22 protein-coding genes and 1 tRNA gene are annotated in these 24631 nt (G+C 62.3%); 8 read left to right on the forward strand and 15 right to left on the reverse strand.

Features of this window, described 5'->3' with window-relative positions; genetic code table 11:
- Positions 1 to 66: 66 nt before the first annotated feature.
- A tRNA-Met gene (locus AB7531_RS05165) sits at positions 67 to 143 on the forward strand.
- Between the two features lie 200 nt (positions 144 to 343).
- On the opposite strand, the gene AB7531_RS05170 is transcribed toward AB7531_RS05165, so the two are convergent.
- Genes AB7531_RS05170 through AB7531_RS05180 form a run of 3 tightly spaced genes read right to left on the reverse strand, consistent with a single transcriptional unit; the run spans position 344 to position 3463 of the window.
- Entirely contained in the window at positions 344 to 1906 is a 1563-nt protein-coding gene (locus tag AB7531_RS05170) for a DHA2 family efflux MFS transporter permease subunit (RefSeq protein WP_231143836.1), read from the reverse strand.
- Entirely contained in the window at positions 1899 to 2417 is a 519-nt protein-coding gene (locus tag AB7531_RS05175) for an isoprenylcysteine carboxyl methyltransferase family protein (RefSeq protein ID WP_063980860.1), read from the reverse strand. The genes AB7531_RS05170 and AB7531_RS05175 overlap by 8 nt, the downstream gene beginning before the upstream one ends.
- A complete protein-coding gene (locus tag AB7531_RS05180; RefSeq protein WP_063986063.1) occupies positions 2414 to 3463 on the reverse strand; it encodes a type III polyketide synthase in 1050 nt (349 codons plus the stop codon). The genes AB7531_RS05175 and AB7531_RS05180 overlap by 4 nt, the downstream gene beginning before the upstream one ends.
- Before the next feature lie 263 nt (positions 3464 to 3726).
- Between AB7531_RS05180 and AB7531_RS05185 the strand changes: the two genes are divergently transcribed.
- Positions 3727 to 4608, forward strand: coding sequence for a PhzF family phenazine biosynthesis protein (locus AB7531_RS05185; RefSeq protein ID WP_063980861.1), 882 nt, complete (start codon positions 3727 to 3729; stop codon positions 4606 to 4608).
- Between the two features lie 192 nt (positions 4609 to 4800).
- On the opposite strand, the gene AB7531_RS05190 is transcribed toward AB7531_RS05185, so the two are convergent.
- Positions 4801 to 5112 (reverse strand): ArsR/SmtB family transcription factor, encoded by a 312-nt coding sequence (locus AB7531_RS05190; RefSeq protein ID WP_028148917.1) that lies wholly within the window; start codon positions 5110 to 5112, stop codon positions 4801 to 4803.
- 95 nt (positions 5113 to 5207) lie between these two features.
- Between AB7531_RS05190 and AB7531_RS05195 the strand changes: the two genes are divergently transcribed.
- Positions 5208 to 5960 (forward strand): SDR family NAD(P)-dependent oxidoreductase, encoded by a 753-nt coding sequence (locus AB7531_RS05195; RefSeq protein WP_063986064.1) that lies wholly within the window; start codon positions 5208 to 5210, stop codon positions 5958 to 5960.
- A gap of 207 nt (positions 5961 to 6167) precedes the next feature.
- Here the strand turns inward: AB7531_RS05195 and AB7531_RS05200 are convergent, their stop codons facing one another.
- The 5 genes from AB7531_RS05200 to AB7531_RS05220 all read right to left on the reverse strand — a co-directional run bounded on the left by AB7531_RS05200 (position 6168) and on the right by AB7531_RS05220 (position 10670).
- Complete coding sequence (locus tag AB7531_RS05200; protein WP_063980863.1) at positions 6168 to 6536, reverse strand: hypothetical protein; 369 nt, start codon at positions 6534 to 6536, stop codon at positions 6168 to 6170.
- A 321-nt stretch (positions 6537 to 6857) separates the two neighbouring features.
- Complete coding sequence (locus AB7531_RS05205; protein WP_231143837.1) at positions 6858 to 7784, reverse strand: MBL fold metallo-hydrolase; 927 nt, start codon at positions 7782 to 7784, stop codon at positions 6858 to 6860.
- A 53-nt stretch (positions 7785 to 7837) separates the two neighbouring features.
- Positions 7838 to 8563, reverse strand: a complete 726-nt coding sequence (locus AB7531_RS05210; RefSeq protein WP_063980865.1) for an alpha/beta fold hydrolase — start codon at positions 8561 to 8563, stop codon at positions 7838 to 7840.
- Between the two features lie 113 nt (positions 8564 to 8676).
- Positions 8677 to 8973, reverse strand: coding sequence for a putative quinol monooxygenase (locus tag AB7531_RS05215; protein WP_063980866.1), 297 nt, complete (start codon positions 8971 to 8973; stop codon positions 8677 to 8679).
- 593 nt (positions 8974 to 9566) lie between these two features.
- Complete coding sequence (locus tag AB7531_RS05220; RefSeq protein WP_441280286.1) at positions 9567 to 10670, reverse strand: NADH:flavin oxidoreductase; 1104 nt, start codon at positions 10668 to 10670, stop codon at positions 9567 to 9569.
- On the opposite strand from AB7531_RS05220, the gene AB7531_RS05225 reads away from it, so the two are divergent.
- Positions 10579 to 11685 (forward strand): LysR family transcriptional regulator, encoded by a 1107-nt coding sequence (locus tag AB7531_RS05225; protein WP_231143839.1) that lies wholly within the window; start codon positions 10579 to 10581, stop codon positions 11683 to 11685. The genes AB7531_RS05220 and AB7531_RS05225 overlap by 92 nt on opposite strands.
- Positions 11686 to 11757: 72 nt before the next feature.
- Here the strand turns inward: AB7531_RS05225 and AB7531_RS05230 are convergent, their stop codons facing one another.
- The gene (locus tag AB7531_RS05230) at positions 11758 to 12267 is read right to left on the reverse strand and encodes a YkgB family protein (RefSeq protein WP_063980869.1); all 510 of its coding nucleotides are present in this window, start codon (positions 12265 to 12267) and stop codon (positions 11758 to 11760) included.
- A 45-nt stretch (positions 12268 to 12312) separates the two neighbouring features.
- On the reverse strand, positions 12313 to 12849 hold the full coding sequence (locus AB7531_RS05235) for a carboxymuconolactone decarboxylase family protein (protein ID WP_063980870.1): 537 nt from the start codon (positions 12847 to 12849) through the stop codon (positions 12313 to 12315).
- Between the two features lie 130 nt (positions 12850 to 12979).
- Between AB7531_RS05235 and AB7531_RS05240 the strand changes: the two genes are divergently transcribed.
- A complete protein-coding gene (locus tag AB7531_RS05240) occupies positions 12980 to 13975 on the forward strand; it encodes an AraC family transcriptional regulator (protein WP_063980871.1) in 996 nt (331 codons plus the stop codon).
- Between the two features lie 29 nt (positions 13976 to 14004).
- Here the strand turns inward: AB7531_RS05240 and AB7531_RS05245 are convergent, their stop codons facing one another.
- The 4 genes from AB7531_RS05245 to AB7531_RS05260 all read right to left on the reverse strand — a co-directional run bounded on the left by AB7531_RS05245 (position 14005) and on the right by AB7531_RS05260 (position 22067).
- Positions 14005 to 14322, reverse strand: coding sequence for a hypothetical protein (locus AB7531_RS05245; protein ID WP_231143840.1), 318 nt, complete (start codon positions 14320 to 14322; stop codon positions 14005 to 14007).
- 111 nt (positions 14323 to 14433) lie between these two features.
- Positions 14434 to 15354 (reverse strand): DUF427 domain-containing protein, encoded by a 921-nt coding sequence (locus tag AB7531_RS05250; RefSeq protein ID WP_063980872.1) that lies wholly within the window; start codon positions 15352 to 15354, stop codon positions 14434 to 14436.
- A 157-nt stretch (positions 15355 to 15511) separates the two neighbouring features.
- Positions 15512 to 21031, reverse strand: a complete 5520-nt coding sequence (locus tag AB7531_RS05255) for a trifunctional serine/threonine-protein kinase/ATP-binding protein/sensor histidine kinase (RefSeq protein ID WP_063980873.1) — start codon at positions 21029 to 21031, stop codon at positions 15512 to 15514.
- 508 nt (positions 21032 to 21539) lie between these two features.
- Positions 21540 to 22067: a YkgB family protein gene (locus tag AB7531_RS05260; RefSeq protein WP_063980874.1), complete on the reverse strand. Its 528-nt coding sequence runs from the start codon at positions 22065 to 22067 to the stop codon at positions 21540 to 21542.
- A 476-nt stretch (positions 22068 to 22543) separates the two neighbouring features.
- Between AB7531_RS05260 and AB7531_RS05265 the strand changes: the two genes are divergently transcribed.
- The 3 genes from AB7531_RS05265 (at position 22544) to egtD (ending at position 24602) form a co-directional block, all read left to right on the forward strand.
- Positions 22544 to 22909, forward strand: a complete 366-nt coding sequence (locus AB7531_RS05265) for a response regulator transcription factor (RefSeq protein ID WP_063980875.1) — start codon at positions 22544 to 22546, stop codon at positions 22907 to 22909.
- A complete protein-coding gene (locus tag AB7531_RS05270; protein ID WP_084794952.1) occupies positions 22906 to 23565 on the forward strand; it encodes a sigma-70 family RNA polymerase sigma factor in 660 nt (219 codons plus the stop codon). The genes AB7531_RS05265 and AB7531_RS05270 overlap by 4 nt, the downstream gene beginning before the upstream one ends.
- A 77-nt stretch (positions 23566 to 23642) precedes the next feature.
- Positions 23643 to 24602, forward strand: a complete 960-nt coding sequence (gene egtD / locus AB7531_RS05275) for an L-histidine N(alpha)-methyltransferase (protein ID WP_063980877.1) — start codon at positions 23643 to 23645, stop codon at positions 24600 to 24602.
- Positions 24603 to 24631 lie beyond the last annotated feature (29 nt).

Genomic DNA, 24631 nt, shown 5'->3' on the forward strand with positions numbered 1-24631 from the left:
CACGCGAATAGCGCCGGCCCTCATTCATCGTCCCCGGCATTTCGGCGAAGGCGCGCAAAGGTTTAACGCGGGGTGGAGCAGCCCGGTAGCTCGTCAGGCTCATAACCTGAAGGTCATAGGTTCAAATCCTATCCCCGCAACCAAGTTCGGACTTTTACCGGTTCCGATACGAAAATGGCCCGCATCACGCGGGCCATTTTTGTTTTGGTGGGGCGGGCGCCTACCGTCTCAGGTCACGACGAGTCCCTCGGTCAGTGCGGCCTTCCTCAGATAGGTAAGCGAACCACGCCGAACTTCGCCGGTTGGGCCGGGCGTCGCGGCAATTGCGATCTCTATTCACCACTCAATTGAGTGCGCCATCACCAGAATTCTCATCAGTGCCTTCCAGGGGACCGGCCGCGAACGGAATGAGCAACAGTCCGAGCAGCGCCACGCAAGCGAGGAGGGCCCAGGCTTCGTTGGCGCTGAGCGCGAACGCGGCCTTTTCGACCATGGGACGCAGATAGGCTTCAACCGTGGCATCGGAGACCTGCGGAGGGCGGTGGGTAAACAGCGTGACGTCAAGCCCGATCGCCTGAGCCGCAGTCACATCGCCCGCAATCAGGCGCTCGCGCAAAGCGTCGGCGTGCCCGCCGGTGCGCCCGTAAAGGATCGTATCGATCAGCGCGATGCCGATTGCGCCCCCAAGGTTTCGCATCAGGTTGAACAGGCCGCTTGCGTCGGGTACCCGTGATGCGGTCAGCGAACCCAACGCCAGCCGGGTCGGAGGCAGCAGGCAAAACATGATCGCAACGCCGCGCAAGACTTGCGGCCAGAACATTTCTTGAAAGTCGGCGACACGGCTCTCGAATGCACTGCAACCCAGCCCGATCGCGAACAGACCAAACCCCGCCGCCGACAACCAGCGGGGATCAAACCTGCTTTCCAGCAGGCCCGCAATCGGCGCGGTGGCAAGCTGCGCAACGCCGGTGACGAGCATGATCGTGCCGATTTCAAATGCGTCATGATGTCGAACATAGGCGAGGAAGACCGGCATGAGATAGACCGAGCCGAACAATCCAACTCCGAGGAAGAAGCTCAATGCGCAACCGATTGCAAACGAGCGCGATCTAAAGGTTGACAGTTCGACCACCGGATGCGCGGCCCTGAGTGTTCGGATGGCGAAGACGGTTGCCGCGGCAGCACTCAAGACGATCAGGATGGAGCAGAATGGAGAAAGCCACCCGCGTTGCGGGCCTTCCTTCAGACCGATCTCCAGGCATGCAAGCGAAACCGCAAGAAGTCCGAGAGACGGCACGTCGAGTGTAGCCAGATCAGAAAGCCGGGGTCGTTCGCGCGGCAGCAGCATTGGCGTGGCGAGTGCGGCGACCACCCCAGGAGCGACATTGATCAGAAACAGCCAATGCCAGGACCAGGTGTCGGTGATCCAGCCACCGACCACCGGCCCGACCGTGGGCGCCAGCACGGCCATGATGCCGGCCATGGTGGTGGCAACGGGATGCAAACGGATCGGAAACAGCAGAAAGACAGCGGAAAAAACCGCCGGAATCAGCACGCCGCCAGCGAAACCCTGAAGCACGCGGAAGCTGACAAGCGTCGTAAAACTGCTGCTGAATGCGCAGCCGATGGAGGCAAGGGTAAAGAGGCTGATCGCAATAACGAACAGCCATCGCAGCGTCAGAACGCGCGTAAGCCACCCGGTCAGTGGAATGGCGATGATCTCGGCGATCAGATACGCGGTTTGAATCCAGCTCATCGCCTCTCGCGATATGGCGAGTGTACTCTGGATCGTGGGTAGCGAAGTGGCGACGACCTGAATGTCGAGGATCGCCATGAACATGCCGAGGCACATCAGGACGAAGCCAAGCCACGTAGCTGCACTCGGCTCGGTAACCCGTTCAGTCATTATGCGCCACGCATAATGTCTCACGGGATGCGGCGAGGGCGAGGTTTTCGGCCCGTATGCGGATCGCGAGAACCGCGGCGTTGAGGATGGTGAAGACGATGGCCAGCAGCGGCAAACCCAGAACCAAAGGGAGCACGGCGATCTCGCCGGCAACCACGGCATAGTTGGGATGCGACAGAAATCGATAGGGTCCCGCTGACACGAGCGGCTGTTCGGGCAGAACAATAATCCGCGTCGTCCATCGTGAGCCGAGCGTCCAGATGATCCAGAAGCGAAGGCACTGAAGGATAAGATAGCCGGCCAGGGCAACGACATTCACCGGTTGGTCGCGGCCGAACACCCACAGCGACAACAGCCAGACGGCATGAACCGTGATGATCAACGGATAATGCCGGGGTGCCACCTCGACGGCGCCGCGGGCCAGGAGCTTTCGAGTGTTCGCGCGCGAAATGACGAGTTCGCCGACGCGCTGCAGCGTGATGGCGCCGAGAATGAGTTCAGCAAACGTCACGCAGTGTGCCGTAGCGTGACACAGCTCGCGGTGAAGCCGGGTCCGAGCGCCGTCAACAGTGAGCGCGCCGGCAGCCCTTTCGCGCGAGCCTGCTCAAGCACGAACAATACAGTGGGTGACGACATGTTACCAAAGTCGGCGATAATCTGTCGTTCATGGGAGAGCGTTCCTTGGTCGAGCGCGAGCGCGCCTTCCAATGCGCAGATAACTTTCGCGCCGCCGGGATGGCAGATGAAGCGGTCAATGTCTTCCACCGAAAGACGCATTCTGGAGAGAATTTCGGTCACGGCGGAGTTGAAATGCCTCGTGACGAAGTCAGGTATGGTGCGGCGAAAGATGACGCCGAATCCTTCCGGATCGACACTCCATCCCATGATGCCAAGCGTATCCGGCCAAAGGTGTTCGCCGGCAGCCTCGATCTGCGTCGCACCGCCATCGCCCGCGCGCAACACGATTGCAGCAGCACCGTCGCCAAACAGGCTGACGGCGACGATGTTGGCTTTGGTAAGTTCGTCCAGGCGAAGTGCGAGTGAGCAGAGCTCGATCGTGACCAGCAGCACGTTGGTGCCAGGGCGCGCTTGGGCGAGGCGCGACGCAATCGATAGACCAGAAACCCCGCCCGCACAGCCAAGACCAAACACCGGTACACGCATCGTATCGGACCGGAAGCCCATCCGGCGAGCAACGCGCGCCTCGAGACTTGGTGTCGCGATTCCCGTGGAAGAGACGGTCACGACAGTGTCGACATCGCCGCCAGCAAGTTGTGCGCTCGCCAGCGCCTTCTCGGCGACATCGACAAATAGCGCTTCAGCTCCCTCGAGAAAGGCCTCGGTGCGTTCGGGCCAGCCTCGTCGTTCGAGATACCAGTCGAACGGCTTGACGCCGTGACGCTTGACTATGCCGGTATTCGAGAAAATGCTTGAGAACCGTTCGAATTCGGGAAAGCGGGCGCCGAAGACATCCCATGCCGCCGTTAGCACGTCCTCTTGCAAAAACACGTGGGGAGGCACCGACGTCGCCAGGGAGACCAGCGCAGCCGGGGGCATCGGGGATCCTGGTGTTGCTGTCATCAGCATAAGAAACATCGGCGCGGTGCAAATATTTCGACGCTTGTAAGAAATGATCTAGCCGGACATGTCACTAAAACTTGAATAGCGTTACGACTTCCCAGGTTTGGATTCGACATGCAGAGGTTGTCACTTCCGCCCAGCGAGGCATTCGAGCGCCATCAGAATCTGACCATGGTCCATCAAACTGTTGCCAACGCGATCGTTGACGCCGTCGCGCACTCCATGAAGCGAGCTGTCCAATGACCGAGGTCGAGCTTGTCAACGTGTTCACCCACACGGGGCGCGGCGGCAACCCCTGTCCAATTGTCATCGATGCATCGAACCTGACTGCTGCAGGGATGCAGTCGGTGGCCCGGCGCTTCGGGCATGAGTCGGGCTTCGTCCTGCCGGCTCCCAGCGGCGACGCCGACTATGCCTTCCGGTTCTGGGTTCCGCGACACGAGATGGAGATGTGCGGTCACGCGACCATCGGCGCGCTCTGGGTCCTCGCGACCAAGGGGCGCTTGCCGGGCGAACAGGTCCGCATCGAGACGCGCAGCGGATCGGTGACGGGTTATGTCGATCGTGTGGACTCGGGCGAACCGTCCGTCGAGATCAGCCAGCCCGTCGGCAAGGTCGTTGATCTCTCGCGTGCCGAAGAGGAGGACGTTCTGTCGACGCTCAAGCTGTCGCGCCGCGATCTGCTGGATATGCCGGTGCAGAACGCCGTCACGTCGCGCGTGAAGACGCTCATCCCGATCAAGGGCGTCCGCGAGCTCAACGAGCTGGTGCCGGACCCGGCGCGGATCGAGGCGTGCTGCGGGCGGATCGGGTCCACCGGACTTTACCCCTACGCCATCGAACATCAGGGCGAACGGCGCTTCGAGGCGCGACAGTTTCCGCAGTCATCAGGCTACCCGGAAGATGCTGCCACCGGCATTGCCGCCGCGGCGCTCGCGTTCGGACTGCTCAAGAACGGCCTGGTCGAGCGCAACAGCGCGCGGATCACCATCATGCAGGGCCGGGCGATGGGGTCGTTGTCCGAGATCCGGGTGCGGCTCGGCTTCGCCGACAGCCGGCCTGTGGGGTGCCTGCTTGGAGGCTCCGTCACGCGCGCGGAGCAACATGTCTTGCAGCCCTAGCAGGTCGGCGCAGAGACGGCGCGCTAGACCTGGGCCTTCAGCGCTGTAGCCAGAAGATCGATCATGGCGCGAACGCCGGGCAACACGCCGCGCCGGGACGGAAGCTCGGGCCATTTTTGTTTTGGGATACGCCCGGTGGAAACATCAGTGGATACCTTGCGCGCTCCACAAATCTGTCGTGCGCGAATGCCCTCAGTCCGGAAAGCTCAGGATCATTTTCAGCAGCTTTGGAAACCGCGCGTTGATATCCTCTTCGCGCAAAACGTTGCGGTGCTGGACGCCTTGCTTTGACGTCCGGATCAGGCCGGCCTCCCGCAGGATCCGAAAATGGTTCGACAGGGTCGACTTCGCCATGTCAGGGCAAGGCGCCGCCTCGGTGCACGACATGCAATCGTTTTGCGCGGCCAGGCTTTTGACGATGCGAAGCCGCATTGGATCCGCGAGAGCTCCAAGCACCCCGGCGAGTGTAATCTCGTCCCGCGATGGGTGAACGAACTGCACCATGCTCAAAATATAGCACGTCCCTTGAATTCATTCAATAGTTCACTAGTATTGAACTATTGAATATCGGCATCCCGCCGAACAACGGAAGACATGCGATGACCAAGAGACTCGAAGGCAAAGTTGCGCTCGTGACCGGCGCATCCAAAGGCATTGGCGCCGAAATCTCCGCCCGGCTTGCGGCTGAGGGTGCGGCGGTTGCCGTCAATTACAGCGCCAGCAAAGAGGCCGCCGACCGCGTGGTCGCCGCCATCATCGCCAAGGGTGGCAAAGCCGTCGCCGTGCACGGCAACCTGGCCGATGCCAAAAACGTGAAAAGCGTCGTCGCGGAGACCGTGAAGGCGTTCGGTGCGATCGACATCCTCGTCAACAATGCGGGCATCTACGAGTTCGCGCCGCTCGAGGCCATCACGCCTGAGCATTTCCACAAGCATTTCGACCTCAATGTGCTCGGGCTTCTGTTGATCTCGGGGGAAGCGGTGCAGCACTTCAATCCCAATGGGGGCAGCATCATCAACATCAGCTCGGGCGTATCGACCATCGCGCCGGCGAACACCGCCGTTTACACTGCGACCAAAGCCTCGGTGGATGCGATCTCCTCCGTGCTGTCGAAGGAACTCGCGCCGCGCAAGATCCGCGTCAACGCCGTCAATCCGGGCATGATCGCCACCGAAGGCGTCGTGTCCGCCGGCCTGCACGAGGGCGACATGCGCAACTGGATCGAATCCACCACCCCGCTTGGCCGCATCGGCAAGGTTGAGGAGATCGCTGCCGCGGTGGCTTTCTTCGCTTCGGACGAAGCGTCCTACGTCACGGGCGAGACACTCCACGTCACCGGCGGCCTTCGCTGACGCGTGACGTACCCTGGCGGCCCGACATCGCTGAAGGGCGTCGTCCCGGCATGGTCGGTGGTGGTGTATCCCGCAACCAGGTTCGGACTTTACCGGTCCCGATGAGAAAATGGCTCGCATCAAGCGAGCCATTTTTATTCTGCGGGTGAGAGTCCTGATGTCACCGCGAGCCACGCAGTGAGCCAGCGGTGCCGTCGGATCCGAGCTTTACGGCTTGTCGTCGGCCTCTTCGCTTTCCGAAAGCGCCCGATAGCGCACGAGATCGGGATCACCATCCATGTAGAGCCCAATGAAGCCCCGATAGCCGAAGTCGTCGCGGAGAAGCACGAGCAGCCGATCCAGATCCTTGTAGGTACGATCTTCCTTGTCGCCCCAGGTTCGCAGCGGCAGGAATTCGCGTCGCCAGCTCGGCCGAACATAGGCCAGGTGCTCCGCCATACCCTCGATCGTCTTGGTGATGATGAGGACATTGCGCAGGTGCCCGCCATTTTGCAGCTCCTGCTTGATTTCCCCTTCCTGTAACCCTTTCGCCAAGGGTCGCTCCCGCAAATTGATCGCCCAAAGGACGAAGACCACAACGGGGGCAGACTTCCTTGCACCGACCAATCCGCAGTCGCTTTCCGACGTGCGGTCCGGAAGATTCGGACCGAGTCGAACTGCTCCATGGCGAAAGCTGCCTCCGACCCTGTGTCTATCAGCGAAAGGGGTTGCCTTGCGAGCCGGCAATGAGGTGACGCGCACAGCAAGCGCTTCGATCGCTGCTGCATTCACACGTCGGCGGCATCGACGTTCTCCCGGCGATGCGAACGAAAAATCGATGTAACATCAGCTACATCGATAGGGTTGCGAACGCGACGAGATGCTCCAGGCTCGCGGTCGACCCCGATGCATCTTCCTCTAGGCCACTCCGCCACCCGGCTCTTGCAGGTGGCGGAAGGCGGCGGGCACGTTGACGGAGTTGTGCGCCCAATCGAACAGGCTGTACTCGCCGTAGTGCGCCATGGCGACCGCCTCGAGCGTGGCCTCGATCGATCGACCTTCTGCGATCGCCGTGCGCACGGCGCTGTCGAGCTCGCGAAGATAGCGAAGCGGGAATTCGATGTCCGCGGGACGCATCGGCCGGCCGTGGCCTGGAATGATGGTTGCGTCTTCCGGCAGGAAGTCGCGCACGCGCGCAAGGGTCGTCATCGTCTCCTTGTGCCGCCCTTCGAGGAGCCACGGAAGCGCCGGAGACGGTGCTTGGATCATGTTACCGACCCAAAGCACCTTCGCGTCTGGCGCCCATATGACCAAATCGCCTGGCGTCTGCGCGAACCCAAAGTGACGGACCTCGACGATGCGGCTGCCCAGATCGACGCTGATCATGTCGGGGACGGTGATGTCAGCGGCGCGTGCCTGCACGCGTTCGATGCCCTTCCCCTTACCCATGAGGCTGATCATGAAACGGCGATCGTCCTCGAAGCTTTCTTCCATGTAGCGCTTGGTCGCCGGATGCTGAATCACGACAGTGCTGTCGGGAAACAGGTAATTCCCGTAGGCGTGGTCGCCATGATAGCTGGTGTTGACGAGGAAGCGGATCGGCTTCGACGTCACTTGCCGTACGAGCCCGATAAGCTGCGAGGCGAGATCGCCATTCAGCATTGACTCGACGACGAGTACGCTGCGTTCGCCGATCACGAAGCCGGCCGTGGTGGCGACGTGGTCTTTCTCGAACACGTCGTCAGGCATGACCGCGAAAACGCCGGGGGCCAGTTCGTTCGATGTGAGGTTCACCCGAGCCGCATCCCAGGGCGGCGCTGCTTCTTGCTCACCGTCCTGCGTCATCGGATGGGCCTCCTGTTTGAATGATGCCAGACAACCGCCCTTTGCGGACGCCGTTACTTCGCTGCTGCGCGGGCGGCCTGTTCGATTGCGTCGGCCACGACTTCAGGGTTGGAGACGGGGACGGCGTGCGAAGCGTTCACCTCGATGACGGTGGAGTGGGCGCGATCGGCTTCGAACTTGTATTCATCGACCGGAATGGCGCGATCCTGCAGCGGCCTGACTTGCCAGCTCGGCTTGCTCGTCCATGCCGCGGATGTCAGCGGTTCGGTTAGGGCCGCCAGGTTCATGGGGCGTTGGCCGGCGAGCATCAGGGCGGCCACGCTCGCGGGCACGTCGGCGGCAACGTTGCTGTGAAACTTGTCGGGCTGGTAGAGGAGATACGTGCCGCTGGTACCGTCGGGCAGGGTGTAAGTGGTCGGCTCGACGGACGTGGGGAATGTGCTGCCGGGGTACCGTTCGAGCAAATGGGTTGCGGCCTCTCCGACCGCGGGCATGATGGAGGCCGCGTAGACAAGGCCCTTGACCTTGGGGTCGTCCCCGGCCTGCGTGATGACGGCCCCGCCATAGGAGTGGGCCGCCAGGATCACGGGCCCCTGGATCTTGTCCAACAGGCTGCGCAGGTACGCGGTGTCGATTGCCGGGCCCAGCAGCGGATTGCCGAAGGCGACGACCGGGTAGCCGTCGCGCTGCAGCCTCTCAATCACTCCATTCCAGATCGACGCGTCTTCGAAGGCCCCGTGCACAAGGACGACAGTGGGCTTGGGCGATTCCTGGTTCATCGTGAGTCCTTTTTCAGGAGAATTAGGGGGAGGTCGCTTCGCTGAAGTGTTCGTTAAGTCGCGTCGCCCAAGCTCATCATCTGCCTTGCAACGAAGAGCCTCGGTAAGACGCTCTATTTCTGGGCGATGACGTGAAGCCGGTGCACCTTGGGAGCTTCGGAAAACAGCTCGCCTGCCTTCGCGAACAGCGCCTTTGCAAGTTCGCCGTTCAAATGCGCGTCTCGTCCAACTTCGTCATTGAACGTGTCGATGATTCCGTAGCGTCCCGGCTCCTCTTCCTTGAGCCCGTACCACGCCGCTATTCCGGCCTCTGCCTTCGCCATCGCGGCGCCCTGCTTCAGGAAAGCTTCGACTTCCGCTTCCTTGCCCCGATTGGCTTTCAACTCGACGAAGAAGGCGAACTTGGCCATGCCATTGATCCTTTCGGTTGCATCCGACTATTGTGCGTCTCTATATAAAATGCGTTTTTATAAAAACACATCAAAGAACGCGTGGGATTGGTTCGCTTTGTCGTGATCGAAGAAAATAATATAGCCGCGTAATTTCAGATACTTGGTGCAAGTCATATTTTCGATAGCGAGTCGTCATCCAGAATGAATTTGAAAATTCATAAGAACTGTATCAGAAGTCTTTTTATGAAATCACCGGTGGTCTCGACCATCACGGCCTTGCCGTCTTCACGGGTCGTGCGGTGAGATGAGCGGTGCCGAAGCGATGATGAGATCGTTGCGGTCACACCCCCGACGACGACTTAGGACCTGCTCGGAGCCTTACCGAGAGGTGGAAGCAAGTGTTGCGCGGTGTGAGGCGATAGCTGCTCGATGGCCGCTCGAAGGTGGGCCGCAGCCTTCGAATGCTCGGGCCCATCGAGCATGCGCAATGCTTCCAGCATGAGCGACAACGCCACCGAGGCATCGGAGATCGCGTCCGTCATGATCGTTCCTTTCGATGCGTGCACGATCTTCAGAGCGTCGGCCCTCGGCATCGACGTCGCGGGACGCGCTCACATCATCAGTTCGGTGTCCTTGATGTCGGCGATGGGGCCGAGGATCGCAGGGTCAAATTCATCCAGAGAGCTGCGGTCCAACAGACGCTTGGGCAGGTCGGGGTTCGCCAAGGCCCCGCGGCCTATCGTGACGACATCGGCGCCATCGTCGAGCGCAGCCACCGCCTGCTCGATGTTGTGCAGGCTGCCATTGGCGAAAATCGTCGCTTTGGGGGCGTAGCGCTTGGCGAGGCGCATCAATGACGGGCCGTCCTCGGCGAAAGCAGGCTTCCACGCCTCAAACTCGGTCACATGGACGAAGTCGGCGCCGGCATCGCCGAGGCTGCCGAAGATGATTTCGGCGTCACGCTCCGCACCCGCCCATTTGTGATGATAGTCGTTCACCTTGCCTTGCGAGATACGGACGCCGACCGGCACCGCGCTCCCGACCTTCGCGCGCACCGCCTTGAAGGGTTCCACGATTAGCCGCACGCGGTTCTCCGTGGCGCCGCCCCAGCGATCGGTTCTGCTGTTGGCGTAGTCGGTCAGGAACTGGTCGAGCAAGTAGCCGTTGGCGCCGTGAATCTCGATGGCGTCGAACCCGGCGACCTGGATCGCTCGCGCAGCCGAGCCCGCGAAGCCGGCGATGGCGTCGGCGATCTGCTCTTCCGTGATGGCTGCCGGCAGTACGTAGCGGTCCTTTCCGTGATAGAATGTCATCTGCTCGCCCTTTGGCTGAATGGCAGACGGGCCCACCGTGCTGTCGCGAAAGCGATTGCCTTGACTGATCGCTCCCGCATGCATCATCTGGGCAATGGCCACCGCTCCGTGCGACTTGATGCCGTTGACGACCGGCTTCCAGGCCATGGCCTGCACTTCGTCGGTCATGCCGGGCTGATGGACGTAGCCCTGCGAGAACGCCTGGTCTGTGTAGATGCCTTCGGTGATGATCGTTCCAAACCCGCCTCGCGCGAACCGCTCGTAGTATCGCGTCATGGTTTCGGTGGCCCGGCCGTCCTGGGTCGCCGTGATGCGCGTCATTGGCGCAACAGCAAGACGGTTCTTCGCGGTACGGCCGTTTATATCGATCGGCGTGAAAAGCGCCTTCGCTTCGCTGTCCATCATTTTTGAATCTCCAGAGCCTTTACCTTCGGGAGTGGCCTCCCTTGCTGGAGATCGATTTAAATCTCGCCGTGAGCCGACAGAAGCCCGGCTGGAAGCTAAGCACTTTATCGATTATCGTTATAAAATGGATTTCGCGGATGTGGCCCTGTTTCGCAGCATCGTGACCGCCGGCAGCCTGTCCGCTGCGGCGCGAGAGATGGGCACGACGCCAATGTTGGTCAGTCGAAGGCTCGCAGCGCTCGAAGCCGAGCTGGGCGCACGCCTGTTTCATCGGACGACGCGCTCGCTATCGCTCACCCCTGAGGGCGAGGCCTTTTTGCCTCACGCCGCCGCCCTGATAGCCGCCCGCGATTCAGCATTCGAGTCCGTGTCGTCCGCCGGCTCGGGGCTCTCAGGTGTGCTCAAGGTCACCGCGCCGAACGTCATCGGCCATGCGGTCATCGTACCCGTCGTGGCCAAGCTGATCGCGGACAACCCGGCGCTTCGGGTCAATCTTGTCCTGAGCGACGATCGCGTCGACATCGCTTCGGTGGGTCTCGACGTTGCGATCCGCGTGGCGCCGATGAAGCCTTCCGACATGATCGCGACAAGACTCGCCGACAATCCCTACATCCTCTGCGCATCGCCAGCCTATATCGCTCGCTTCGGCGAGCCGGCAACGCTGGGCGATCTGGTGAGCCACCCCTGCATCAAGCTTCATGCGATGGAGACCTGGCCGTTCGTACGTGGAGGCGAATTGGAGCAGATCCGGATCGCCGGCCCGCTGTCGGCCAGCACAGTCGACGCTGTTCGAGCGGCTTGTCTTGCGGGCGTGGGGGTCGCCATGATGACCTATTGGGATGTTTACGAGCAGATTGAACGCGGAGAGTTGAAGCGCATCGTTCTGGCGGATGCCGCGCCGGTTGAGCTTGGGATATGGGCGGTTTTCCTGACTCGCGCGCAAATGCCCGTCCGGGTAAGAGCGTTCATTGATGCTCTGCGAAAACGGCTGCTTGCGGGCACACTGCCGTGATCGTCGCGACGTGCAATCGCCGGCGAGCGGGAAAGCTCGCCGGCGACGCGTCGCTGGGCAGAATGCCACCTGTTACCGCGTCAGGCGAACCAGATCCTGCCTTAGCAGATAGAAGGAGACCGCGAGCAGCACGACGTCCTTCATCAGGAAGGGCACGTTGCCCGTCATCGCGGGGAAGCCTCCCGCGGCGACGTCCCAGCCCTCCGGCATGAAGGGAATGATGGTGACGGTCGCGATGAAGGTGCCGGTCGAGCCGAGGGCGCCGAGCACACCAAGCCGGTGGCTCCAGAAGCCCGAGAGCAGCAGCGCGCCGAAGGTCCATTCAGAAACGCCGAGGAAATAGCTGGCGCCGGCATGGCCGAACACGGGATAGAGCCACCAGATCAACGGGCCGTTGCTGATGAACGGGACCAACCGTTCGAACTCGTACGGAAACCACTTCTGGTAACCGAAGAAGAAGAACATGATCACCATCGAGGCGCGGACGACATGGTAGTCGAGATCTTCCGCGAGCAGGCCGGATCCCTGCAGGGCGCGGACGAGAGGATTTTGGGCGGTGTGGGTGTTGGCAAGCGTGGTCATGGTCGTGATCCCTGATGTGAGATGAGCGACGTGGCGGCCGTCGCGTTAGGCGACCGCCGGGAAGTCGATCTCGGTATCGTTGATGCGGTTGAAGACGTTGGTGAACACGGTGGTGGCAAAGGCGAGGCTGATGTCGACGAGCTGCGCGTCGCTGTAGCCGGCGGCCTTAATCGCGACGAAATCCTTGTGGCTGACGGTGCCGCTGGTGCGCGCAAGCTTGTCGACGAAAGCGACCAGCGCATCGCGCTGGGCATCACCGGTGGGCCGGCCATCGCGGATCTGCTTCACAATCTCCGGCGCCAGGCCGACGAGCTTTGCGAGATGGCTGTGGGCGGCGACACAATAGTCACAGCCGGCGGCTTCGCTGATGACGAGCTTGATGATCTCCTTGTCGGACTTGGTCAGTCCGCCGGAGGCGAGCACAGTGTCGGCAGCGAGCACGGCCTTGAGCGCAGCGGGGCCATGGGCGGCGATGGCCGCAAAGGTGTTCGGCACGCTGCCGATCGCCTTCTTGATCTGGGCATAGACCTGGCCGGAGGGGCCGGCGTCAGTTTCGAGGTTCGGGACGGAAAGTCGGGACATGATGGCACTCCGTGTTGGGGTGGTGAACGATTGCGGAGTGACAGTAGGGTCGTGGCATGAGATGTTGAATGCTTGATATGCTTGTATATATGCTCAATCGTCTCAAATGACATACCGAGAGAGGAATACGATGGATTGGCTGAGCCGGCTGTTCGAGATGATGCCGGTGCGCGGCCGTCTGGACCTGCGCTGCTCCTACGGCGCGCCCTGGCGGATCGAGCAGGGGCCGGGCGAGGTCAACGAGATCCCGTACCATGCGGTGCTCGCAGGCTCGGCGGTGCTGGACGATCCGGCGGGAGGCCGGCCGTTGCTACTGGAGGCCGGCGACATTCTGCTGCTGCCGCGCAACCCCCGGCACGTGATGCACGACGGCAGCGGAGCTGCGCCGCTGAAGGCCCGCAACCGCGCCTCACTCAACTTCACGATCAGCGAGAATCCCGGCTCGGACGCGCGGCTCGATCTGCTGTGCGGACATTTTTCGATCGCCCCGCCGCACGACCGGCTGCTGCGCAACTATCTGCCGCCGGTGCTGATCGTGAGGGCCGGCGCGCAGGCCGGAGAGCGGGATACGGCGGGGCAGCTCGCAGGCCTCGTTGCCTTGATGCGCGGCGAGACCGCAGACGATCAGCTGGGTGGCCGCGCGATGCTGAACGCGTTGTCGACGGCGATGTTCGCGCTCGTACTGCGCCTCGCCAGCGAGACCGGGGACGCGCCACGCGGGCTGCTTGCGCTCGCAGGTCACCCGCGCCTCGCGCCGGTCGTCGCGGCCATGTTCAATGCGCCCGCGCGCGCATGGACGCTGCCCGAGCTCGCGCAGCTCGCCAACATGTCGCGTGCGACACTCGCCCGTCAATTCCAGGAGAAGGTCGGACGTTCGCCGAGCGAGCTGCTGACCGACATCCGCATGACGCTGGCAACGAACGAACTGAGGAAATCCTCGCTCTCGACCGGAGCGGTGGCTGAAGCGGTCGGATATCTGTCCGAGGCGGCATTCCAGCGGGCTTTCAAGAGCCACATGGGCATCACTCCCGCGCAATGGCGAAAGGCTGCGCAGTCGCCTGCGACGATTGACGAGCTGGAGCTGGCGAAGAGCGCCGAGGCGGCATCGGGTGTCGAGAATGCCTAGGCCGGCGCGCGTGAGGTGGCCGGGCTAGCTCAACATCCGCGGCAGATGATGAGCTTGCGATCCAGCATCTGATCGCGCTGCTGCTGCTCGCGCTCCCAGGCCGACAGGGCATCTGATTGAGGCGCGTCGGCCCGGCTCGGCTGACGGTGGCCGACCGGAGCGAGCCAGGGCAGGCGCGACGTCGGCTCGACCGAGGCGAAACGCGCGGCGGCCCGCGACGGCAGATCGGGGAGGACGTCGCGAGAGCTGTTCCGGTCGGAAGCATGTGCGGGCGACAGCAGGCCGATCAGGAGAAGGCCCGCAAAAGTGGAGCGGATCGAGCGTGTCTGGTTCGAACGATGGGACATTGTGGCGCTCCCGTAGCGGAGGCTCGGGATGAGCGGCTCCGTTGAGGGCCACAATAGTCGTGGACGCGAAAGGCTGAATGCTGCGCGATCTCGAAGATATGCTCGTTCGTCTCACGAGCGTCGATGGAGGGGACTGGTTGCAGCTTCAGCGGGCTGGCCACCAGGCGTTGGCTCGGCGACCACCTCGGCGATGTCAAGATTACGATCGGGGCCGTGTGGAACCACTAATTGGCCGGGTTCGAGACGCAGCTGCGTGCCATCGAGATGGACCGTCACGATGTCCGGCTCGAACGATACAAAACTGGAGATGCGCCGGACTTCGGGATAGGCGTCGGGATACGACCATGCCGCCTGGCGCGCGTCTCCGATGGAGTAATAGCTGCAGAGGCCCTTGTACGGGCAGAAGGTCTGGAGCTTGACCGGAGTGAGGGCAGACTCATCGATGTCGGCACGAGGAACATACCAACGCGGTGCAAAGCCGGACTCATAAAGGACCAGCGGCCGCCTTGTATCGGCTATGACCTGGCCCTGGTGGTTGACCACCAGGTTACGAGAGGTCTGGCGGATGTCGATGCGGTGATAGGGATCGGCGGCATGGCCCACGATGCGTTCGTCTTCCTCGTAGAAGGCATCCATGGCCCGCCAGGCAAAAGCGATCAGACCCTGCAAATCGCCTGCATGGGCGGGCAGGTCGGTGTGCCGCCATGCTCCGCGCGCCGCGATGTGTTGCTCGTCGACCCGAACGCTGTACCAGGACGTCGGCCCAAGATCGGCGTGTTGAGTGATGTGCTCGGTGGGTTCCAGCACATGTGGGGAAACATCGGCCTCCGGGAAATAGGCGACGGGATAACGGCCCGGTTCGAAAAGCAGGAGCACCCGCTCGCTATCGGCGATCCAGCTTCCCCCAAAGCGCACGCGGATGCGGCGGCGTAACGGTTCGACGTACAGGAGTCGCTTGGGCAGCGGCTCGGGGACGAGAAAGCGGCCGATTGCTCCCGTTGAAAGCGGGCCTTGTTGCCAGGACAGTCCCAATTGATCTCTCCCTGCAGCACGCCGTCGATGGCGGATCTGTTCCGGCCCGTGCTTGGCTTCGCCGGCGCGATCCGATGGCTATATTTCGTCCGCGGCCCGGCCTTGGTTACAGGTCATCCCACCAATTTTGCGGCGTGATGACGCCAGCCGAGATGATTCAACCAACCGTAAAGCCGTCATCGATCGGAACAGTGAACTGGAAGACGGCGCCGCGCGGTTCGTTTGCGGTCGCCCAGAGCCTGCCGCCATGCGCCACGATGATCGAACGGCATATCGACAGTCCGACACCGAGGCCGCCCGATTTGGTCGTGTAGAAGGGTTCGAACAGCCGCGCGAGGCTCTCCGCAGACAAGCCCGGTCCCGAATCCGTGATCGATACGCGTATGCTCTCGGCATCTGCTCTCGCGGTCTGGATCAACAGCTCGCGCTTGCCCCCCGTTGTCTCGCTCATGGCCTCGATGGCGTTCAGGATCAGGTTGAGCGTGACCTGCTGCAGCTCGACGCGATCCCCGATGACCTTGGGCAGACGATCGGCGAATATCGTCTGGATCGACACATCGTGCCGCGCTGCTTCAGCCTGCGTGAGTTCGATGACTTGGCCGATGACGCTGTTGATCGCCAGGGAATCCCGTTTGGGCGGTGATTTTTTGACGAGATCCCGGATTCGCTCAATGACCTCGCTGGAGCGGATGCCGTTCTCGATGGCGCGTGTCAGCGCCCTGCGCGTCTGCTCCAGTGCCGGTGGTTGGTGATCGAGCCAGCTCAAGGCCGCTTGCGCGCTGGCGATGACGGCGGTGTTCGGCTGATTGACCTCGTGGGCGATCGACGCCGTCAGCTGTCCCATCACCGCCACGCGGTTGGCGTGGGCCAGCTCCATCTGAGCCACGCGGTAACGCTGCTCGTTCTCGCGTGCCTCGGTTTCGGCGCGCTTGCGCTCGCTGAGATCCAGCACGAAGGCAACGCCTTGCTCCTGCTCGTCGTCGAACAAGGCTCCGCCGGTCAGCACCGGCACCCGGCTGCCGTCCTTGCGGAAGAACGCCTTTTCGAACGGGTGGACAACCCGCGTCGCCTTCAATTCGGCCCGGGCGCGGTCGGTGCGCTCCTGCCATTCGGGCGGCGTCAGATCTGCCCAGCGCAACCGGCCCGCGGCGAGATCCTCGCGATCATATCCCATGGTCTTCAGGAACGCGTCGTTGGCATCGAGGATGTCGGGGGTGTGATCGAAGATGAAGATCCCGATGATGTTGGCCTCGACCAGCCGGCGGATCCGCGACTCCCGCTCCTGAAGCTCCCGGTACAGACGGGCATTGTCGAGCGAGGTCGCAGCCTCGGATGCGAGAAACTTGAGGATCGCGATCCGGGCGGGTGTGAAGACGCGCGAGGCGAGATTGTTCTCCAGATACAGAAATGCCACCGCCCTGCCTTGCTTGACGAGCGGCACGCACAAGGCTGATCGGACGTGCTTCTTCTGGATGTATTCGTCGCCGCCGAACGCGCTGCTCGTCGAGGCATCGTCGAGCACGACGCTTTCCTGGGTGCGAGCCGTGTAAAGGACGATCGACATCGGGACTTCAGCGGCGGAGATCGGTGAATCGGCGAGATCGAGAGCGATCAAACCGCCGCCTGTCACCGCGTCCGCCCGAATTCTCAGCTCGGAACCCCTCGGTAAAATCAGCACGCCACGTTCCGCACCCGCGTGCTCGATGGCCGAACGAAGCAGGGTCTCCGTGAGCTTCTCCAGCACGATCTCGCCTGAAACAGCCTCCGACACCTTGAGAACCGTCGCAAGGTCCAGCTGCTCGACAGGTGCTCCGATCGTCCCTGCGGCGCTGAGCGCGGATCCTCTCTCCCGCAGGTTCGGATGGAGTTTCTCGAGCTGGCTCACCTTCGCCTCGGCGCCCCAGCGCGCGTAGCAATCGCGCGCTTTTGTCAGGTAGGACAAGACAACCGTTCGAATGCCGCGCGCCTCGTAGAACCCTGCTGCGCGTTCCGCAGCGATCGCCTCGATCTGCGCGAATCCGGATTCTTGCGCCAATCGGATCGATTCCTCGTAGAGCTGTTCCGCCTCGAGTTCGCGGCCTTCGATGCGCGCAAGTTCCGCCGCGACGAGCTTCTGCCGGGCAGCGTAATTCGCGGGGCAGCGGTTGGACCAGACTGTCAGCTTGCGGTGGTGTTCCCGGAGGTCGCCGAGGCGCCGCTCGCGATCCTCGGGGCGTGATGCGTGATAAGCCCCGGCATGAGCGAGTGCCGTGTAGAACCGGTATTCGGTGAAATCCGAATAAGAGCGGACGCACCATGAGAGCGCTTCTGCGCGTGCGGCGAGGGCAATCGCGACATCGTCACGTCCGGCAATGACTTCGATCTGAATTTGCGTCGCGTAGTAGAAGAAGGCGCTTATCGGTTCGCTCGCATCCGAGGGCTGAAGCGCCGCGGGGCTCTCGAAGTCATTCCGGCCATCGCGCCCCATAAGGCTCTGCGCCAGATCTCGTTGCCTGATGAGGCCCTCCGCAGCCAATCGGACGCCCAGACCCTCGGCGAATGCCAGGGACCGCTCGGCGCGCGAGCAGACGTCCGTGAGCGGATCGCCGCAGAAGAGATCCACCGATATCAGTCCGCGATGCGAATACGCCGCGAATGCCAGATCTCCGGTCGTCAAGCAGATCGCAAGAGCGCGCCGAATGAACGGCCGTCCCGATCGGATCGGGAGAATCCATGGGGTCACGTGAAGGCCGAATACCAAAAGCGCCCGGCCGCTCAGCCCTGTCTGCGGCTGCCTGTCAGCAAGGGCTGCGCCAAATTGCGATAGCCGGAATCCAAGTTCAGCATCGGTTGAATTGCTCGCGAGCACGCCGAATATGGCGGTCAGCGGGTAGCACGCTTCAGGGCTGGTCCCGTGCTGGAGCGTCAGTCGAGTGGCCTCCAAGAGCATGGTGTCGGAGAGGTTGCGATCGGTGAGAAACGCAGGCGTGAGGAGGTCGGCCAGGACGCCCATGGTCGCACGATGATCCGGATCGGTCATCGGCGGTAGCGCATGAAGCTGCTCGTCGGACAGCTTTTCGGTCAAGCTCCGCAGGCGTCGCCGATCCTCGTCCACCTCGCTGCGGCTGGGATGAGGAGACCAGTCAATCCCGGTTCTGCGCAAAAATGCGAGGCAAACGTCGACCGCGCGCTCGAGCTGTCCCGCGGTGGTGTATAGCTGCGCCTGGAGTCTGGCGACCTCGGCGCTCGCCTGAATGTCCGAACAGCTCTGCGACAGGACCGTCAATTCCGCTTCCGCCGTGTTCAGCTCGCCGAGCAGGAATTTGCATTCGGCGTGGAGCAGGCCGATCGCGAAGGCGTCCCGGCTGCACCGCGGATGCCCTTCCTCCCCGAGCAGTTCGCGGGCGATTTCAAGGTAGGTTGCCGCCGCGTGGTAGGCCGTTGCATTTCGCGCGCGCCGGCCCGCGGCGAGATTGACGGCAATGACCTGTTCGCGTTCAGCGCCGTTGGTCAGAGCGGCGATGCCGCGGTTCAGCTGGTTGGCAACGATATAGACGCGCTCGTTGGTTTCGTCGGGCGTCAGCTGCGCTGCCAGGACCAGACCGATCCGAAGGTGCAGGGCCGTTCGCCTGTCCTGGTCCGGTTGAAGCGCATAAGCGGCCTCTTGCACGCGATCGTGGACGAACGCGTAAGAGCTCTTGAGGCGTCGGACCAGTTCGAGACGCGTCGCGTCTCGCAGATCCGCGTGCAGCGTCTGCTCCGATGCTCCGTGCACGAGGCAGAGCGTTGCGATCTCGGCGCTGTTGCCCAGGCAGGCCAGCTCCAGCAGGGCCCGACGTGTCTCGTCGCGCAAACCGCTCAGCTTGCCGACCATGAGGCGCGCGACGTTTTCGGCGTAGCTTTTTTCCTTGATGCGTTCGAGATCCCAGCGCCACTGTCGCTTGTCATGATCGAAGGTCAGTAGGTTTTCTTCGGCCAGTGCCCGCAGAAACTGCGTGAGAAAGAACGGATTCCCGTTCGTCTTCTCGTATATCAGCTGCGCCAGGGGCATGGCGTATGCCGGCTCGCAGTGAAGTGCATCCGCGGTGAGTTCCTCGACGGCAGCGCGGGTGAGGGGTGCCAGGTCGATTTCCCGCACCCGTTTACGGGAGGCGCGAATTTCGACGAGCCGTTGTGCCAGCGGATGTTTGACGTCGACATCCTTGCGTCGAAAGGCGGCGATGAGAAGCAGATTTTGCAGGTCGGATCTGTTCAGAAGAAACGCGATCAGATCAAGTGTGGCCACGTCGAGCCACTGCAGGTCGTCGAAGAAAAGCACGAGCGGATGGTGAGGCTTGGCGAAGATGCCAATGAAGCGTCGAACGACGAGTTGGAAGCGTCGCTGTGCGTCTTGCGGGGGAGCCTCCGGGACAGGCGGTTGATCCCCGATCACCAGCCGCAGCTCCGGTACGAGATCCACCATCAGCTGACCGAGCTGGCCCAGCGCTTCGTGCAGTGCGTTACGCCAGGGTGCCAGATCGGCATCGCTCTTGGCGAGGAGGCCTCGGATAAGGCCTTGGAGCGCATGCGCGAGCGTCGCGTAAGGCATATCGCGCTTGTGCTGATCGAACTTGCCGGAGGCGAAGAACCCTCCCAACGGGACCAAGGCCTTGTGCATTTCGTCGACGAAAGCGGACTTGCCGATACCGGAGGGGCCGGACACCAGGATCAACTCGGGCGTGCCGCTCCGGGTGACGCGATCGAACGAGGTGAGCAACGCCTCGATCTCGTGCTCCCTGCCGTAGAGCCGTTCGGGAATCAGCAGGCGGTTCGGTGTATCGGTTTGGGCCAGGACGAAATCATCGATTCGTCCCTGCGCTTCCCATTCGGCGAGTGACCGTTCCAGGTCGCTCTTGAGACCGGCTGCGGTCTGGTAGCGGTCCTCGGCCGTCTTGGCGAGGAGCTTCATGATGATCGCCGACACGGCATAAGGCACGCCATTGACTCGTTCGGCGGGCGGAACGGCACGTCTCGCGATGTGGCTGTGCACCCATTCCATCGGACTGGCCGCGGTGAACGGCAGTGCGCCCGTCAGCATCCGGTAGAACGTCACGCCGATTGCGTACAGATCGCTGCGGGAATCGACGGACCGATTCATGCGGCCGGTCTGCTCGGGCGCCATGTAGGCCAGCGTGCCCGCCATGGTCTCCGGTGGTTCGAGCTGCTGTCGCTCGCGCGGCAGGCGAGATGCGAGGCCGAATCCGGTGATCCTGACCTCGTCTGCCCCGGTCACCAGAAGATTGGCCGGCTTCAAATCCTTGTGGACCAGGCCCTGCCGATGCAGCTGGTCGACGGCGGTGGTGATGCCGAGAGCCAATCGCAAGAAATGGTCCAGCTTCATCGGCGCGCCGAGCAACTGCTCGAGCGGCTCGCTGCCGGGATCTTCCAATATCAGCAAGGTTCGACCACCGTCGCGAATCAGCTCCAGCGGCCGTACGGCCCAGGTCCCATCGAGCTCGTCGCGCAAGGCGTATTCATGGGCGAGCCGGTCGAGGACCGCGGCCGGCGGATGTTCCGTCGCCGCCCTTACGGTCAGGACACTGTTGACATCGCCATCGGCGCCCCGGCGCCATTCGCGACAAAAGACGCGCTCGCCGTCGTCCCATGACGCTTTGAGACCGGCATTGCCGTTCGTGGATACCCGCGAGGATACGTGCATCTGCCGGACTCCGGAACTAGCCGGCCAGTCGATTGAAAAGGAGGGAAAGGTGCTCACCTGTCCCGTCCGGGAACGTACTCCCAACGCCAATCCCCAACAATAGCCGGGATCGGAGCCATGGCATGAGCCACATTCGGATTTCGGGGCGTGGCTCAACCAACCGCAAAGCCGTCATCGATCGGCACGGTGAACTGGAAGACGGCTCCGCGCTGCTGGCTTCAGGCTGTTCACTCTGCGAATAACCTGGCTGAAGTTCAGACCCTCCAGCTTTGAGCGTGGGGGAATTGCGGGATTCTTCGAAAGGTCATTCAGCGAGGACAGTTTCAAGATCTGTAAGCCGTCGCCGCAAACCTACGCTCAAATGGAGAATGAACTTGGCGTCCCCTCGCAGCTCTGCATGATCGCCTGCCACGCCTGGGATACGCGTAGCGCCGTGGCGGCCGGCTGGGAAGCTGCGTTCATCGGGCGGCCCGGCACGCTGATCCTGCTCTTCCAGTGCCAACCGGCACTATTGCATCGCTTCCTGTCGAACAATCCCGTTCTGAGCCGGTGACACGTCGGCTGCTGCCCGGAGGAGGTCACGCTTGAGCAGATAGACGGAAGCCGCAAGCAGTACAACATCCTTCATGAGGAAGAGGAACGGCAACGTGGCCGCAGGAAATCCGCCGGCCGGCGCGGGCCAGGCATCGGGGAAAAACGGAATGATCGTCACGGTGGCGACATAGGTCGCGCATGAACCCAGCGATCCCAGGATCGCCACTCTTCTGCTCCAGAAGCCGAGCAGAAGAAGCAATCCAAACAACAATTCCGCTGAACCCAGGAAGTAGGCCGCGCCGCGCACGCCAAACACCGGATACAGCCAGAAGATCAGCGGACCATTGCTGATGAACGGAATCAACGCGTGCGCTTCGTAGTCGAACCATTTCTGGCAGCTGAAGACGAAGAAGACGACGATCATCGCCACACGCGTGACATGGTAGTCAAAATCGCCTCTGACCAGATCGAGCTCGGACAGCTTCTTTATGAGATGGTCCATCTGATGTCGTCTCATCCTCGAGGTCGCGGATTGGCGCCAAGGGCGGCGTCGACGTCTGTCGCGATCTGAACGGTAGCCAAGCTTCGAAGGGCGCCCTGTGCGCGGGTTATCGTGCATTTCTCAAACTTGCGCTGTTCGGCCGCAGGCGACCGGGATCGGCGTGGCCTGACATCGCGTCGCCCTCGGTGGCTCGCTCTTGGCGCCGCAAACCCATACCAAAGTATGGGTCTGTGCATCACAATCGCGAGATTGTCGGAGGCACCCACCGAACGCATGCTCGAGGCCGACATGCGCAACCGATCCTGGCGCAGCTACTGGATTTTCCTCAGTTGGGGAGACCGAACATGTGCCTCTCGCGAACAAGCATCGAACGTCACGACAGCAGCCGCCTGGTCAACTGGAGAGCGGCTTGCGCTTCAATCGCCCGTGTTGCGATCGCGTTTCGATGATGATCGCGTCTTGCGAGGGTAAGTCAGGTGAAGGTCCCTTACGTAGGTGTCGTCGATGACGACGAGGCCCTGTGCCTGTCTTTGGTGGATCTGATGCGATCGATCGGCTACCGCTCCGAGCCGTTTGACAGGGCCGAAGCGCTGCTGAGCTACGCCGGCCGGTTCAGCTTCGACTGCATCATTGCCGACGTTCACATGCCTGGAATGGGTGGGCTCAACCTCGTTCGCGAGCTCCAGCAGCAGAAGGTCGGAGCGCCGGTGATTCTCATTACCGCGCTTCCTCACAAGCAGCTGGACGCCGAAGCGGCCTCGATCGGCGCATTCTGCCTTCTCAGAAAGCCGTTCGAAACGAGCGCGCTGCTTGAGTGTCTCGACAGGAGCCTTCGAAGATGAAAGCGCTCTCGGCTGACGACATCACGTCCTCTATGGCGACGCAATCGTCTGGCGGCGACGATCCGGGGCGTGCACGCCCCCGGGGGGATATGGATTCGCCGCGACATGATCGCCGGAGGGCGGCCCGTTGGGAGAGATGGAACGATTGTTCGGAGCGATGGGGCCGGCTTCTGCTTGCGGCGCGAGCAGGGGATGGAGACGCATATGAGCGATTGCTGCGGGAGCTGGATCTGTGGCTTCGGGCTTACTACGCGCGCCGGCTTCCCTATCCCGCCGCCGACGATGCGAGGCAGGAGGTGCTCCTGGCCATTCACGCGAAACGCCACACGTTCGCGGCCTCGAAGCCCTTCGGCGCCTGGGTTACGGCGATTGCCCGCTACAAATGGGTCGATCGCGTGCGCGATGCGTCTCGCTACAGCGCGCTCGCGCTCGACGAAGACATCGCAATCGAGGATCACGAAGGTGCCGCGATCAGCGCTGCTGCGCTGGACCAGCTGCTTGGCCGGTTGAAGCCTGCGCAAGAGACCGTGATCCGCCTCGTGAAGCTTAATGGTCTGAGCATCGCGCGAGCGGCCGGTGCGACCGGACAGTCGGCGGCCCTGGTCAAGATCAATATCCATCGCGGCCTGAAGAAATTGTCCACATTGGTATCCTGACGTCATTGCGGCCGCGGGCCGGGCCGACCGAGACGTCGTGCGAAGGAAAGCCGAAATTGCTTCAACTCCAGAACGAAATGCGATCTACGGTGGCCGACCTGACGGCGGCGTTCCGCTATGACATCATGGAAGGGCTGAGCCTCGCGCCAAAGGCAATTCCGGCGAGATGGCTTTATGACCGCCGCGGATCGGCTCTGTTTGAAGCCATCACGCTGCTGCCCGAATACTACCCGACACGAACCGAGCGATCGATCCTTGCGTCCGCAGCATCGGAAATCGCCGCGCTCGCGGGGCCGGGCCGCGCAGTCATAGAATTCGGCTCAGGCTCGTCGGCAAAGACGCGACTGTTGCTGGCAGAGACGGAGCCTTCTGCCTATGTGCCGATCGACATCTCGGGCGAATTCCTCCGGGAGGTTGCGGTAGGCTTGTCGCATGCATTCCCGGGACTGCCGATCTATCCAACCGAGGCCGATTTCACCTATCCCTTTGCGCTGCCGGACGAGATTGCCTCGACTGCGCGCCTCGGCTTCTTTCCGGGGTCGACGATCGGAAACCTCACTGTGCCTGCGGCGGTCGACCTGTTGCGGGCGATGGCGGTGACCCTGGGTGCCGGATCGATGCTGCTGATCGGCATCGACCGTATCAAGGATCAGGATGTTCTGCTGCCAGCATATGACGACGCGCAAGGGCTGACGGCCGCATTCAATCTCAACCTCTTGCACCGGATCAACCGCGAGCTGGGCGGCTCGATTCCCCTGGGCGCGTTTCGCCATTTGGCGCGCTGGAATGATGCGGAGGCGCGTATCGAGATGCATCTGGAAGCCACGCGCGACGTCCGCTTCGAGGTCGACGGTCGCGTCTTCTCGTTGTCGAAGGGCGAGACCATCCACACGGAGAACAGCCTCAAATACGGGCGGAGGGATGCCTTCGTCCTGCTGCAGGCCGGCGGATGGCATCCCGTCGCCGATTGGACTGACGACAGCGGGCTCTTCTCGGTCATTCTCGCGGAGCAAAGGCCCGCGCCGGCGGCACCCTAGGATGAATCGGGGCGCAGACGGAATCATTT

Origin of the sequence: Bradyrhizobium sp. 63_E2_N1_3 (assembly GCF_052076005.1) — a bacterium.
Lineage (GTDB): Bacteria > Pseudomonadota > Alphaproteobacteria > Rhizobiales > Xanthobacteraceae > Bradyrhizobium > Bradyrhizobium barranii.

Bases quoted from the DNA above. Each gene is read 5' to 3' on its own strand.
- AB7531_RS05260 (WP_063980874.1), bottom strand. From the start codon at position 22,067: ATGGACCATCTCATAAAGAAGCTGTCCGAGCTCGATCTGGTCAGAGGC.
- AB7531_RS05240 (WP_063980871.1), top strand. From the start codon at position 12,980: ATGGATTGGCTGAGCCGGCTGTTCGAGATGATGCCGGTGCGCGGCCGT.
- AB7531_RS05245 (WP_231143840.1), bottom strand. From the start codon at position 14,322: ATGTCCCATCGTTCGAACCAGACACGCTCGATCCGCTCCACTTTTGCG.
- AB7531_RS05185 (WP_063980861.1), top strand. From the start codon at position 3,727: ATGACCGAGGTCGAGCTTGTCAACGTGTTCACCCACACGGGGCGCGGC.
- AB7531_RS05190 (WP_028148917.1), bottom strand. From the start codon at position 5,112: ATGGTGCAGTTCGTTCACCCATCGCGGGACGAGATTACACTCGCCGGG.
- AB7531_RS05235 (WP_063980870.1), bottom strand. From the start codon at position 12,849: ATGTCCCGACTTTCCGTCCCGAACCTCGAAACTGACGCCGGCCCCTCC.
- AB7531_RS05195 (WP_063986064.1), top strand. From the start codon at position 5,208: ATGACCAAGAGACTCGAAGGCAAAGTTGCGCTCGTGACCGGCGCATCC.
- AB7531_RS05210 (WP_063980865.1), bottom strand. From the start codon at position 8,563: ATGAACCAGGAATCGCCCAAGCCCACTGTCGTCCTTGTGCACGGGGCC.
- AB7531_RS05230 (WP_063980869.1), bottom strand. From the start codon at position 12,267: ATGACCACGCTTGCCAACACCCACACCGCCCAAAATCCTCTCGTCCGC.
- AB7531_RS05225 (WP_231143839.1), top strand. From the start codon at position 10,579: ATGCGCGTCATTGGCGCAACAGCAAGACGGTTCTTCGCGGTACGGCCG.
- AB7531_RS05215 (WP_063980866.1), bottom strand. From the start codon at position 8,973: ATGGCCAAGTTCGCCTTCTTCGTCGAGTTGAAAGCCAATCGGGGCAAG.
- AB7531_RS05255 (WP_063980873.1), bottom strand. From the start codon at position 21,031: ATGCACGTATCCTCGCGGGTATCCACGAACGGCAATGCCGGTCTCAAA.
- AB7531_RS05270 (WP_084794952.1), top strand. From the start codon at position 22,906: ATGAAAGCGCTCTCGGCTGACGACATCACGTCCTCTATGGCGACGCAA.
- egtD (WP_063980877.1), top strand. From the start codon at position 23,643: ATGCGATCTACGGTGGCCGACCTGACGGCGGCGTTCCGCTATGACATC.
- AB7531_RS05180 (WP_063986063.1), bottom strand. From the start codon at position 3,463: ATGCCCCCGGCTGCGCTGGTCTCCCTGGCGACGTCGGTGCCTCCCCAC.
- AB7531_RS05170 (WP_231143836.1), bottom strand. From the start codon at position 1,906: ATGACTGAACGGGTTACCGAGCCGAGTGCAGCTACGTGGCTTGGCTTC.
- AB7531_RS05220 (WP_441280286.1), bottom strand. From the start codon at position 10,670: ATGGACAGCGAAGCGAAGGCGCTTTTCACGCCGATCGATATAAACGGC.
- AB7531_RS05205 (WP_231143837.1), bottom strand. From the start codon at position 7,784: ATGACGCAGGACGGTGAGCAAGAAGCAGCGCCGCCCTGGGATGCGGCT.